10 protein-coding genes are annotated in these 12,560 nt (G+C 72.0%); 3 read left to right on the top strand and 7 right to left on the bottom strand.

Annotation, left to right across the window (positions count from 1 at the left end; genetic code table 11):
* Positions 1 to 37: 37 nt before the first annotated feature.
* On the top strand, positions 38 to 1,162 hold the full coding sequence (gene add, locus ABZS51_RS26345; protein WP_355446080.1) for an adenosine deaminase: 1,125 nt from the start codon (positions 38 to 40) through the stop codon (positions 1,160 to 1,162).
* Positions 1,163 to 1,177: 15 nt separating this feature from the next.
* On the opposite strand, the gene pgl is transcribed toward add, so the two are convergent.
* The 5 genes from pgl to tkt form a co-directional block, all read right to left on the bottom strand.
* Complete coding sequence (gene pgl, locus ABZS51_RS26340; RefSeq protein WP_310708927.1) at positions 1,178 to 1,951, bottom strand: 6-phosphogluconolactonase; 774 nt, start codon at positions 1,949 to 1,951, stop codon at positions 1,178 to 1,180.
* A 179-nt stretch (positions 1,952 to 2,130) separates the two neighbouring features.
* Complete coding sequence (locus ABZS51_RS26335) at positions 2,131 to 3,045, bottom strand: glucose-6-phosphate dehydrogenase assembly protein OpcA (RefSeq protein WP_355446077.1); 915 nt, start codon at positions 3,043 to 3,045, stop codon at positions 2,131 to 2,133.
* Positions 3,045 to 4,724, bottom strand: coding sequence for a glucose-6-phosphate dehydrogenase (zwf, locus tag ABZS51_RS26330; RefSeq protein WP_355446075.1), 1,680 nt, complete (start codon positions 4,722 to 4,724; stop codon positions 3,045 to 3,047). The genes ABZS51_RS26335 and zwf overlap by 1 nt, the downstream gene beginning before the upstream one ends.
* A 100-nt stretch (positions 4,725 to 4,824) precedes the next feature.
* The gene (tal, locus tag ABZS51_RS26325; protein WP_310708930.1) at positions 4,825 to 5,916 is read right to left on the bottom strand and encodes a transaldolase; all 1,092 of its coding nucleotides are present in this window, start codon (positions 5,914 to 5,916) and stop codon (positions 4,825 to 4,827) included.
* Between the two features lie 2 nt (positions 5,917 to 5,918).
* Positions 5,919 to 7,949: a transketolase gene (gene tkt, locus ABZS51_RS26320; RefSeq protein ID WP_355446172.1), complete on the bottom strand. Its 2,031-nt coding sequence runs from the start codon at positions 7,947 to 7,949 to the stop codon at positions 5,919 to 5,921.
* A 381-nt stretch (positions 7,950 to 8,330) separates the two neighbouring features.
* Here tkt and ABZS51_RS26315 point away from each other — a divergent pair, with 381 nt between their 5' ends.
* Both ABZS51_RS26315 and ABZS51_RS26310 read left to right on the top strand, forming a co-directional pair.
* Positions 8,331 to 9,287 carry a heme o synthase gene (locus ABZS51_RS26315; RefSeq protein ID WP_355446072.1) on the top strand — a complete coding sequence of 319 codons (957 nt, stop codon included), beginning with the start codon at positions 8,331 to 8,333 and terminating at the stop codon, positions 9,285 to 9,287.
* 76 nt (positions 9,288 to 9,363) lie between these two features.
* On the top strand, positions 9,364 to 10,515 hold the full coding sequence (locus tag ABZS51_RS26310) for a PrsW family intramembrane metalloprotease (protein ID WP_310708932.1): 1,152 nt from the start codon (positions 9,364 to 9,366) through the stop codon (positions 10,513 to 10,515).
* Here the strand turns inward: ABZS51_RS26310 and ABZS51_RS26305 are convergent.
* Entirely contained in the window at positions 10,487 to 11,212 is a 726-nt protein-coding gene (locus tag ABZS51_RS26305; protein WP_355446069.1) for an ElyC/SanA/YdcF family protein, read from the bottom strand. The two genes, ABZS51_RS26310 and ABZS51_RS26305, sit on opposite strands and share 29 nt — an antisense overlap.
* Before the next feature lie 62 nt (positions 11,213 to 11,274).
* A complete protein-coding gene (locus tag ABZS51_RS26300; RefSeq protein WP_355446066.1) occupies positions 11,275 to 12,261 on the bottom strand; it encodes a COX15/CtaA family protein in 987 nt (328 codons plus the stop codon).
* Positions 12,262 to 12,560: the final 299 nt, after the last annotated feature.

Below are 12,560 nucleotides of genomic sequence, written 5' to 3'. Positions count from 1 at the left end.
CTGTTCCCGGGCAAGGGATCGTCCTAGGGTCGGCGCCATGACCATCGACGCCTCCATCACCGACACCACGGGCGCCTCCACCACGGGCGCGCCCGTCACCGGCTCCTCCGGCGACGCCGCGCTCGACGCGTTCATCGACGCGCTGCCCAAGGTCGAGCTGCACGTCCACCTCATCGGCTCCGCGTCCGTCCCCACGGTCCTGGAGCTGGCGCGCCGCCACCCCGGCAGCGGTGTGCCGACGGACGAGGAGGAGCTGCGCGCCTTCTGCACCTTCACCGACTTCCCGCACTTCGCGCGCGTCTACCGCGCCGTCAACGCGCTCGTGCGCGAGCCGGGGGACGTCGCCACCCTGGTGCTCGGACTGGCCCGCGACCTCGCCGCGCAGGGCGCCCGCTACGCCGAGCTCCAGGTCACCCCGTACGCCCACCACATGGTCGGCATGCCGCGGCGCGAGGTCACCGAGGCCCTCGACCTGGCCGCCCGCCGCGCCCCGGAGGAGTACGGCGTGGAGATGGCGTACATCTTCGACATCCCCGGCGAGTACGGCGTCGAGGCCGCGGAGATCACCGTCGCCCACGCCCTGGAAGAACCTCCCGCTGCTTTGGTAGGTTTCGGGCTGGGCGGCATCGAGCAGGAGCGCGCCCGTTATCGCGACGCGATCCGCGACGCGTTCACCGCCGCCCGCAACGCCGGCCTGCACAGCGTCCCGCACGGCGGCGAGATGACCGGACCGGAGACCATCTGGGAGGTCATCGAGGGGCTCGGCGCCGAGCGCGTCGGCCACGGCATCTCCTGCCTCGGGGACGAGCGGCTCGTGGCCCACCTGCGCGAGACGCGGCTGCCGCTCGACGTCTGCCCCACCTCGAACGTGTGCACCGGGCAGGTGGCCCGCATCGAGGACCACCCGCTGCCGCGGCTGCTGGAGGAGGGGCTGTTCGTGACCCTCAACAGCGACGACCCGCCGATGTTCGCCACCACGCTGGCCGGGGAGTACCGGACCGCGGCGCGGGTCTTCGGCCTCGGCCGTGGGGAGCTGGCCGAGCTGGCCCGCAACGGCGTGACCGCCTCCTACCTCGCCCCCGAGCGCAAGCAGGAGCTCCTGGCCGAGATCGGCGCGCTGGAGGCCGGTCAGGTGGGCCCGGTCACGGCCGGGCCCGCCTGACGAGAACAGGGAACCTCAGGGGGAGGCGAGCCGGCCGAGGCCGGGCGGGATCTTGCCGGCGGCCGTGCGGTCCAGCAGGAACAGCGTGCGCGACCGCCCCCGGGCCCCCGCCGCCGGCACCTGCACCGGGCCGGAGTCGGACAGCGCCAGCCGCACCGCGGCGGACTTCTCCGCCCCGGCCGCGATCACCCACACCTCGCGCGAGGCCTGGATCGCCGGCAGCGTCAGCGAGATCCGGGTGGGCGGCGGCTTGGGGGAGCCGTGCACCGCCACCGCCGGGCGCGTGTCGTACAGCGCGGGCATGCCGGGGAACAGCGAGGCCACGTGCGCGTCGGGCCCCATGCCGAGCAGCGTCACGTCGAACGACGGCGACGGCCCGTGGTCCTCCGGGCGGGCCGCCTTGGCCAGCTCGGTGGCGTAGGCGTCGGCCGACTCCTCCGCCGTCAGCCCCGAGTCGGGGCCGAGCATGACGTGGACCCGCTCCGGATCGACGTCGACGTGGTCGAGCAGGGCCCGCCGGGCGCCCGTCTCGTTGCGCTCGGGGTCGCCGTCGGGCAGGAAACGCTCGTCACCCCACCAGATGTCGAGGCGGCGCCAGTCGACGGCGTCGCGCGCGGGCGTGCCCGCGATGGCCGCCAGCGTGGCGATGCCGACCGTGCCTCCGGTCAGCACGAGCGACGCGGTGCCCTTGGCGGACTGGGCGTCGACGAGGCGGGTGATGATCCGCGCGGCCACGGCCTTGGCCAGGATGTCGGCGTCGCGATGGACGACTACGGTTGGAACGCTCACGGGACCAGTCTTCCACCCCCACGACCACGACCACGCCACGGCCGTCCCCGCGCGGCGGCCGGGCGGCGCGTCAGCGCCGGGAGAGCCGACGGCTGGGCGCGCGAGAGCCGGGAGCGCGAAACGGCCGGGCGCCCGTGAAGGGCACCCGGCCGTCGCACCGTCGTCCTGACGCCGGGGCGTCAGGACTTGTACGAGCGGGCCAGCCGTTTGACGGCCGCCTCGTAGATCTCGTCGGAGTCGAGCCGCCGCAGCTCCTCGGCCAGCAGCTCGGGGGTCTGCCGGCGCGACAGCGCCACGTTCCGGTCCGGCTGCCCCGGCCGCGACAGCGTCGCCAGCCGGGCGTCGGCGCGGGCCACCGACAGGTCGCCCTCGGGCGTCGACAGCCGTACGGAGGTCAGGCCGGGACCGGCCGACTCCGCGACCTTCACCGTGGCGCCCAGCCGCTCCGACAGCCAGGCCGCCAGCAGCGGCGCGCTCGGGTTGCCCGCGGCCGCCTCCACCACGCCCTTGCGGACCTTGCCGACCGGCTGGTCGAAGGCGGCCGCCAGCAGGCTCCGCCACGGCGTCAGCCGGGCCCAGGCCAGGTCGGTGTCGCCCGGCGCGTAGCCCTTGGCCCGCGTCGCCAGCGTCCTGACGCCGCCGTCGGCGATGGCGCGGGCGTCGGTGATGCGCCGCTGGGCGAGCATCCCGATCGGGTCCTTGGACGGCACGTCCGGCGCCGTCCCGGGCCACCACACCACCACCGGCGTGTCCGGCAGCAGCAGCGGGCTCACGACCGAGTCGGCGTGGTCGGTCAGCTCGCCGTACAGGCGCAGCACGACCACCTCGCCCGGCGTGGACTCGCCGATGCGCAGCTCCGCGTCGAGCCGGGTGGCCTCGTCGGTCTCCCGGTTGATCACCACGAGGATGCGCGACGGGTGCTCGCGGGCCGCCTCCGTGGCCGCCCGCAGCGAGTCGTACTGGTCACGCTCCTCGCAGACCACCACCAGCGTCAGCACCATGCCGATGGCCGGCGCGCCCATCTGGTGACGCAGCATGGTGAGCTGGTTGGAGATCTTCCCGGCCGTCGTGTCGCTCAGCATGAACGTCGTCATCAGAGCCTCCTCCACACGCGGCCGTCACGCGCCATCATCTCGTCGGCCGCCGGTGGACCCCACGAGCCCGACGGGTACGGCTCCGGCTGGCCCTGCGTGGCCCAGAACTCCTCGATCGGGTCGAGGATCTTCCACGACAGCTCGACCTCGCGCTGGTGCGGGAAGAGCGGCGGGTCGCCGATCATCACGTCCAGCAGCAGCCGCTCGTACGCCTCGGGGGACGACTCCATGAACGACTCGCCGTAGGCGAAGTCCATGGACACGTCGCGCACCTCCATGGCCGTGCCCGGCACCTTCGAGCCGAACCGCACCGTGATGCCCTCGTCCGGCTGTACCCGGATGACGAGCGCGTTCTGGCCGAGGATCTCGGTGTCGTCCTTGGAGAAGGGCAGGTGCGGCGCCCGCTGGAACACCACGGCCACCTCGGTCACCCGCCGGCCGAGCCGCTTGCCGGTCCGCAGGTAGAACGGCACGCCCGCCCAGCGCCGGTTGGCGATCTCCAGCTTGACGGCGGCGTACGTCTCGGTGACGGACTCGGGCGAGATGCCGTCCTCCTCCAGGTAGCCGACGACCTTCTGGCCGCCCTGCCAGCCGGCGGCGTACTGCCCGCGCGCCGTGTTGGCCGCCAGGTCGGCCGGCAGCCGGACCGCCTTGAACACCTTCTCCTTCTCCCGCCGCAACGACTGCGCCTCGAAGGACGTGGGGTCCTCCATGGCGACCAGGGCGAGGAGCTGGAGCAGGTGGTTCTGGATCACGTCCCGGGCCGCGCCGATGCCGTCGTAGTAGCCGGCCCGGCCGCCGATGCCGATGTCCTCGGCCATCGTGATCTGCACGTGGTCGACGAAGCTGCGGTTCCAGATCGGCTCGTAGAGGTTGTTGGCGAACCTCAGGGCCATGATGTTCTGGACCGTCTCCTTGCCCAGGTAGTGGTCGATCCGGAAGATCGAGCTCTCCGGGAAGGCGGAGGTGGTGATCTCGTTCAGCTCGTGGGCCGACTGCAGGTCGTGCCCGAAGGGCTTCTCGATGACCACGCGCCGCCACGATCCGGGCGGGGCGTCCGACAGGCCGGTCCGCTTGAGCTGCTCCACCACCACGGGGAAGAACTTCGGCGGCACCGACAGGTAGAAGGCGTAGTTGCCGCCCGTGCCGCGGGTCTCGTCGATCTCCTTGAGCGCCATGGCCAGCGCGTCGAAGGCGCCGTCGTCGGAGAAGTCGCCGGGCACGAAGTGGATGCCCTCGCGGATCTGCTTCCAGACCTCCTCGCGGAACGGAGTCCGCGCGTGCTCCTTGACGGCGTCGTGGGTGAGCTGGGCGAAGTCCTGGTTCTTCCAGTCGCGCCGGGCGAAGCCGACCAGGGAGAAGCCGGGCGGCAGCAGCCCCCGGTTGCCCAGGTCGTAGATCGCCGGCAGCAGCTTGCGCTTGGCCAGGTCTCCCGTCACGCCGAACAGCACCATGACGCACGGCCCCGCCACCCGCGGCAGCCGCTTGTCATGCGGGTCGCGCAGCGGGTTGGCCGCCGCCGCCTCGATCGTGGTGGACGTGCCCGCGGCCGAGGTCGCCGCGGCCGAGGCCGAGGCCCGGACCGAGCCGGCCGCCGGCCGGGCGGATCCCTGGATCACGCCGTCGACCGTGCTCTCCACAGCCTGCGCCTCCTCCGCGGGCGCCTGCGGATCTGTCATCTCAAGCCTCCTGTGCTACCGCGGGCGGTGCGCCGCCGCAGGAGGCGGCGCACCGCGGCCGCCTCCTCGCGGTCGTTGACGTCCATCGAAGGACCGGGCATCAGGGGACCAGGTTCTTGGTGACGCTCTCGAGCAGCTCGTTCCAGGACGCCTCGAACTTCTCGACGCCCTCCTCCTCGAGCACCCGGACGACGTCGTCGTAGTCGACCCCGGCCTCCTTGAGCGCGGCCATGGTGTTCCACGACTGCTCGTAGTACGGGCGGACGGTGTCGCCGGAGACCTGGCCGTGGTCGGCGGTCGCGTCGAGCGTCTTCTCCGGCATCGTGTTGACCGTGCCCGGCGCGACGAGCTGGTCGACGTACATGGTGTCGGAGTACTCGGGGTTCTTGACGCCGGTCGAGGCCCACAGCGGACGCTGCGGGCGCGCGCCGGCCGCGCGCAGCCGCTGCCAGCGCTCCGAGGCCATGACGTCCTCGAACGCCGCGTACGCCAGACGCGCGTTGGCGATGCCGGCCTTGCCCTTGAGCTCCGGCTTGCCGAGCTGGTCGAGCCGCTTGTCGATCTCGGTGTCGACGCGGCTGACGAAGAACGACGCCACCGACTCGATCGTGGCCAGGTTGAGGCCCTTGGCCTGCGCGGCCTCCAGGCCGGCCAGCCAGGCATCCATGACGGCGCGGTAGCGCTCCAGCGAGAAGATCAGCGTGACGTTGACGCTGATGCCCTCGCCGATGGCCTGCGTGATCGCGGGCAGGCCCTCCAGCGTCGCCGGGATCTTGATGAACAGGTTGGGCCGGTCCACCAGCCACCACAGCGCGCGCGCCTCGGCGATGGTCTTGTCGGTGTCACGCGCCAGGCGCGGGTCCACCTCCAGCGAGACGCGCCCGTCGGAGCCGCCCGTGGCGTCGTAGACGGGGCGCAGCACGTCGGCCGCCCAGCGGATGTCGTACGTGGTGATGGCGCGGACGGCCTCGCCCACGTCGACGCCGCGCACGGCCAGGTCGTGCATCTGCGTGTCATAGGCGTCGCCCTTGCTGAGGGCGCTGGCGAAGATCGTGGGGTTGGAGGTCACGCCGACCACGTTCTTCTCGCGGATCACCTGCTCGAGGTTGCCCGTGCGCAGCCGCTCGCGGCTGATGTCGTCGAGCCAGATGGACACGCCCTGGCCCGACAGCTTGTTGAGGATCTCGCTCATCTTCAGTTTCCCGTCGTCTCACCCTTGTCCTGGCCCAGCTTGGCCAGGCTGGACTTGGCCGCCGCCGCCACACGCTCGGCCGTCAGCCCGAACTGCTCGTACAGCGTCCTGTACGGCGCGGAGGCGCCGAAGTGTTCGAGGCTCACCACTTCCCCCGCCTCGCCGACGAACTCGCGCCAGCCCAGGGCGACCCCCGCCTCGACCGCGACGCGGGCCTTGACGTCCGACGGCAGCACACTCTGCCTGTACGCGGAGTCCTGCCCGTGGAACCATTCGACACACGGCATCGACACGACCCGCGTCGGGATGCCCTGGGACTCCAGCAGGTCGCGGCCGCCCATGGCCACCTCGACCTCGCTGCCGGTGGCGATGAGGATCACCCTCGGCTGCCCGTCGGACGCCTCACGAAGGACGTAGCCGCCGCGGGCGACGCCGTCGGCGCTGGTGCCCTCGAAGACGGGAAGGTTCTGCCGGGTCAGCGCCAGCGCGGCCGGCCGGTCGGTGTGCTCCAGCACCGCCTTCCAGGCGTAGGCCGTCTCGTTGGCGTCGCCGGGACGGACCACGTCGAGGCCGGGGATCGCGCGCAGCGCCCACAGGTGCTCGATCGGCTGGTGCGTCGGGCCGTCCTCGCCGAGACCGATCGAGTCGTGCGTCCACACGTACGTGACCGGCAGCTTCATCAGCGCGGCGAGCCGCACCGACGGGCGCATGTAGTCGGAGAAGACGAGGAACGTGCCGCCGTAGGGGCGGGTGCCGCCGTGCAGGGCGATGCCGTTGAGGATGGCGCCCATGCCGTGCTCGCGGATGCCGAAGTGCAGCGTGCGGCCGTAGCGGTTACCGGGGAAGTCCTTGGTCTGGTACTCCTCCGGGATGAACGACGGCTCGCCCTTCATCGTGGTGAGGTTGGACTCGGCCAGGTCGGCCGAGCCGCCCCACAGCTCCGGCAGCACCGGCGCCAGCGAGCTCAGCACCTCGCCGGACGCCTTGCGGGTGGCCATCGAGGCGCCCTTCTCGAACTGCGGCAGCGCCTGCGTCCAGCCGGCGGGCAGCTCGCGGGCGGAGATGCGGTCGAGCTCCCCCGCGCGCTCCGGGTTGGCCTCGCGCCAGGCGTCGTAGGACTTCTGCCAGGCGGCGCGCGCCTCGTGACCGCGCCGGGCCACCCCGCGGGCGTGCTCCAGCACCTCGGCGGGCACGTCGAAGCTCTTGTCGGGGTCCATGCCCAGCACACGCTTGGTGGCGGCGACCTCCTCGGCGCCGAGCGCGGAGCCGTGGATCTTGCCGGTGTTCTGCTTGTTGGGCGCGGGCCAGCCGATGATCGTGCGCAGCCGGATGAACGTCGGCCGGTCCGTCTCGGCGCGGGAGGCCTCCAGCGCCGCGTGCAGCGCCTGCACGTCCTCGACGTAGTCGCCGGTCTCGGTCCAGTCGACGCTCAGCGTCTGCCAGCCGTACGCCTCGTAGCGCTTGACGACGTCCTCGGACTTGGCGATGAGGGTGTCGTCCTCGATCGAGATGTGGTTGTCGTCGTAGACGACCGTCAGGTTGCCCAGCTTCTGGTGGCCGGCGAGCGCGCTGACCTCGTGGCTGATGCCCTCCTCGATGTCGCCGTCGCTGACGAAGCACCAGATGTGGTGGTCGAACGGCGAGGCGCCGGGGGCGGCGTCCGGGTCGAACAGGCCGCGCTCGCGGCGGGCGGCCATGGCCATGCCCACGGCGTTGCCGAGGCCCTGGCCCAGCGGGCCCGTCGTGGTCTCCACGCCGAGCGTGTGGCCGTGCTCCGGGTGGCCGGGGGTGAGGCTGTCCCACTGGCGCAGCCGCTCCAGGTCGCCCAGCGAGAGGCCGTAACCCGACAGGTAGAGCTGGATGTACAGCGTCAGGCTCGAATGACCGCAGGACAGCACGAATCGGTCACGACCGATCCAGGTCGGGTCCGTCGGGTCGTGGCGCATCGTACGCTGGAAAAGCAGGTATGCGGCGGGTGCCAGGCTCATGGCGGTGCCGGGGTGTCCCGAGCCCGCCTTCTCCACTGCGTCCATGGCCAGGGCTCGAACGACGTCGACCGCCTTCTTGTCGAGGTCGGTCCATTCGAGGGCTGGCACGAGTTCGGTGCTCAAGTGCTCGATCTCCGGAATCTAGTTGTCATTGGTGGATGGTGCCGGTCTGGCATATCCCGCCCACACCGGACCCTAACCGAGTGGGGGAGGCGAAGCTTCCCCACTCCCTCCCATGCATGCTCCGTACATGTTCCGTCAGTGATCCGTGCGCCGGCGGCGCGTGGCCCGAGCCCCCCATTGGCCGGACCGGCCGACCCTGCGACTACAGTTTTGGTTGTTGTCCGCAGGGCCGCCACGGCGCCCCGTCCACGGATCCGCTCTAATCAGAGGTTACGCGTTGACTCCGCACGTGCTGGAAGCGCCTTGACGGTGCTGACGAACAGGCAGGCGACGGCCCCCGCTCCGGCGGAGGATGCGCCGCGCCCGAGCGGCCGCTCGATCGGCATGATCGTCAAGGCCTACATCGCCTTGACCAAGCCGCGGATCATCGAGCTGCTGCTCATCACCACGCTGCCGGTGATGTTCCTGGCCGCCGGAGGGCTGCCGCCGCTGTGGACGTCGGTCGCGGTGATGGTGTTCGGCACCCTGTCGGCGGGCAGCGCCAACGCCCTGAACTGCTACGTCGACCGTGACATCGACCAGAAGATGCGCCGCACCCGGCGCCGCCCGCTGGCCCGTCACCAGGTCTCCCCGCGCGGCGCCCTGATCTTCGGCATCGTGCTCGGCGTCCTGTCCACGCTGGGGCTGGGGCTGTCGACGAACTTGCTGGCCGCCGCCCTGAACACGGGCGCGATCCTGTTCTACGTGCTCGTCTACTCGATGATCCTCAAGCGGCGCACCGCCCAGAACATCGTGTGGGGCGGCATCGCCGGCTGCATGCCCGTGCTGATCGGCTGGGCCGGCATCACCGACCGGCTCGACTGGGCGCCGCTGGTGCTGTTCGGCGTGGTGTTCTTCTGGACGCCGCCGCACACCTGGACGCTGGCCATGCGCTACAAGGAGGACTACGCGGCCGCCGAGGTGCCCATGCTGCCCGTCGTGGCCACCGAGCGCCGGGTGATCCTGGAGTCGATCGCCTACACCTGGGCGACCGTGCTGTGCTCGCTGGCGCTGTGGCCGGTGGCCGGCACCACGCTGTTCTACCCCGTCGTGGCCGCCGTCCTGGGCGTCATGTGCCTGTGGGAGGTGCACCGCCTGCTGGCCCGGCTCAACGCCGGCAAGACCGGGGTGGCGCTGCGGCCCATGCGCTTCTTCCACTGGTCCAACGCCTACCTGGCGCTGCTCTTCCTCGCCGTCGCGATCGACCCGCTGCTGTCCTGAGCGGCGGTCGTGCGGGGCCGTCCCGGGGCAGGTCCCCGCGCGGGACACCTGCCCTGTGATCCGTTAAAGTCACCCTATGACGTCCCGTGATCCACGCTGGGTGTTGAAGGACCGCCCGTCGTTCGCGTTGATCACCGGGCTGGTCGTCACCGGCATCTGCGCCCTCGTCTCGTTCTCCTTCGACGTGATCAACGGGGCGCCCGTGCAGTTCTTCATCGCGCTCGTGCTGGCCCTCGCGCCCGTGCCGCTGCTGCTGGCCGCCGTGCTGGCGCTCGACCGGATGGAGCCCGAGCCGCGCAGCAACCTGGTCTTCGCCTTCGCCTGGGGCGCCGGCGTCGCCGTGCTGGTCGCCGGCCTGATCAACTCGCTCAACCTGCACTACATCATCGACACGGCCAACCTGTCCGCGGCCAGCGCCCGCAACCTCACCGCCACCTTCGGCGCCCCCGTGGTCGAGGAGACCATGAAGGGCCTGGTGCTGCTCGGGCTGCTCAGGTTCCGGCGGGCCGAGCTCGACGGGCCCACCGACGGCGTCATCTACGCCAGCATGGTGGGCCTCGGCTTCGCGATGAGCGAGAACGTCAGCTACTACGTCCAGGCGCTCAACTCCGAGGCCGGCGGCGTCGGCCTGGCCGTCACCGTGGTGCTGCGCGGGGTGCTGTCGCCGTTCGCGCATCCCCTGTTCACCTCGATGATCGGGGTCGCGGTCGCCTACGCCGCCCAGCGGCACGGGCCCGAGCGGGTGTTCTACATCCTGGCCGGCTGGACCGGGGCCATGGTCCTGCACGGCCTGTGGAACGGGATGGTGTCCTACGGCGGGCTGGCCGGCCTGGTCGTCGCGTACGCGACGCTGCTGGTGGTGCTGGCCGTGCTGATCGCGGTGGTCTTCCGCGACCGGCGGCGCATCGTCGCGCTCCTGCAGCGCTACCTGCCGCCGTACGAGCCGACGCGGCTGGTCGACGCGGCCGACATCCGCATGCTGTCCGCGCTGCCCCGCCGGCGCAAGGCCCGGCAGTGGGCCAGGGCCTACGGCGGCAAGCGGGGGCTGCGCGCCATGCGCGACTACCAGCTCGCCGCCACCGAGCTGGGCCTGCTGCACGAGCGGGCCGCCCGCCACGTCGTGGACGAGCAGGCCTTCCACGAGGAGCAGCGGGCCCTGCTGGAGATCATGAGCATGTCCCGCGCGCGGTTCCCGTCGGTCAGCGGGAGCGCGCCAGGATCGTGGTGAGCGACGTCTCCCGCGGCCCGGGGAAGACCGGGTCGGAGTGGAGCAGCAGGGCGTCGGCGAGCCCCTTGGCGGTCGCCGCGAGCTCCCGGGTGGCGTAGACGTAGGTGGTGGCGGCCCACTGGCGGGTCGAGTCCTCGCCCACGCCGAACGTCTCCAGACCCGCCGCCCGGCACAGCGAGACCGCGCGGGGCAGGTGGAAGGCCTGGGTCACCACGGTCACCCGGGCGGCGCCGAACACGCGGCGGGCCCGTACGCAGGAGTCCCAGGTGTCGAAGCCGGCGTAGTCCAGGACCATGACGTCGTCCGGCACCCCGTGGGCGCGCAGGTAGGCGGCCATCGCCGACGGCTCGTCGTAGTCCTTCCTGCTGTTGTCGCCCGACAGCAGCACGGCCTTGACCTTGCCCGTGCGGTACAGCCGGGCGGCGATGTCGAGCCGGCCGGCCAGCATGCCGGTGGGCCTGCCCTGGTACAGGCCGGCGCCGAGCACGAGCGCGGTCTCGGCGGCGGGCACCCGCGCCTCCCAGCCCGGGGCGCCGGCCACCGCGCGGTGCGGGGCGCTGCCGAGCCAGGCCCAGGTCATCGGGGCCAGCGCGAGCACGCTGACCAGCACCGACCCCTGGTAGGCCCGCCGCAGCGTCTTCCGGGAGGGGCGGCGCAGCCGCGAGGACTTCCAGAAGGAGCGGACGAACTGCCGCAAAACGGCACCTCACATCGGTGGGGGAGTGGCCGACTTCTCACCCCATACCCTGGCATAACCGATCAGCGGACGGCGGCCACTTCGGTGGGGGAGGGGGCGGGCGCCTCCTCGACCGGGCCGCGCACGCGCAGGGCGGTCACGGCACGCAGCGCGAAGATCCACACCAGGGTCGCGCCGAGGACGTGCAGTCCCACCAGGAACGCGGGCACGGCGAGGAAGTACTGGACGTAGCCGATCACGCCCTGGAGCAGCTCGATGCCGAGCAGGGCCAGCGCCGCCCGGCGGGCCGTGCGAGGCGCGTCGGTGACGTGCAAGGCGAACGCCAGCGCGAAGGAAAGCCCCACCACCAGGTACGCGATGTCCGCGTGCAGCCGCACCACGCTCTCGATGTCGAGGTCGAAGCGCGAGGCCAGGACGTCGCCCGAGTGCGGGCCCGTGCCGGTCACGACCACCCCGGCCAGCAGGAGGACGGACACCGCGGCGATCAGGACGTGGCCGAGCCGGCGGATGTCGCGGTGGACCACCCGCCGTATCGGGCCGTCGCCCTCGCGGGTGCGCTGGTAGAGCATCCAGCACGCGGCGACCAGCGCGATCGAGATGAGGAAGTGCACGGCCACCGTGAACGGGTTGAGCATGGACCTGACCACCAGGCCGCCCCACAGGGCCTGCGCCAGCACGCCCAGCGGCTGGAGCAGGGCCAGCCCGAGCAGCGAGCGGCGGCGCGGCGCCAGCCGCAGCGCCGACAGCACGCAGGCCACCCCCACGGCCAGCACGAGGAACGTGACCAGCCGGTTGCCGAACTCGACGAGCATGTTGGCCATCGCGACCTCGGGATGCGGCACCGGCACGAAGCTGTCCGGTGTGCACCTCGGCCAGGTCGGGCAGCCGAGGCCGGAGCCGGTGACGCGCACCGCGGCGCCGCTCACGGTGATGCCGGCGTTGGCCGCCACGGACGCCAGCGCCCACGCCCGGAACGACGCCGCCGTGGGCGCCCAGGGCGACAGCAGGCTCCGGACGAGGGGGTTCGGGTGGTCCGTGGGTACCTTCACGTCATCGATGGTATGGGCCGTACCGGCCGGTCCCGTCACCGGGGAACGCCCTTCTCAAGCCGGGCGGTATGTGACACATTACTGACGACGCAGCAGCCCGCGCAGGAGCGCCCCGAGCCCCGGTCTGGAGGACTGGTCATGACCCATCGCCGGCCAGGGCAGGGCGAGAACGGCGTGGTCACCACGGTCGACTACCACACCGGCGGCGAGCCGTTCCGCGTCGTCACCGGCGGGGGGGGGGGGGGGGGCCCCGCCGGGGGGTGGCGAGACCCATAGCAAAAAAAAAACACCAAAAAAAA

Origin of the sequence: Nonomuraea sp. NPDC005501 (assembly GCF_040605905.1) — a bacterium.
Lineage (GTDB): Bacteria > Actinomycetota > Actinomycetes > Streptosporangiales > Streptosporangiaceae > Nonomuraea.
This window is presented reverse-complemented; position numbering and strand designations above follow the sequence as displayed.

Coding starts and splice junctions, on each gene's coding strand:
- add (WP_355446080.1), top strand. CDS start 38: ATGACCATCGACGCCTCCATCACCGACACCACGGGCGCCTCCACCACG.
- ABZS51_RS26335 (WP_355446077.1), bottom strand. CDS start 3,045: ATGACGACGTTCATGCTGAGCGACACGACGGCCGGGAAGATCTCCAAC.
- zwf (WP_355446075.1), bottom strand. CDS start 4,724: ATGACAGATCCGCAGGCGCCCGCGGAGGAGGCGCAGGCTGTGGAGAGC.
- tal (WP_310708930.1), bottom strand. CDS start 5,916: ATGAGCGAGATCCTCAACAAGCTGTCGGGCCAGGGCGTGTCCATCTGG.
- tkt (WP_355446172.1), bottom strand. CDS start 7,949: ATGGACGCAGTGGAGAAGGCGGGCTCGGGACACCCCGGCACCGCCATG.
- ABZS51_RS26310 (WP_310708932.1), top strand. CDS start 9,364: ATGACGTCCCGTGATCCACGCTGGGTGTTGAAGGACCGCCCGTCGTTC.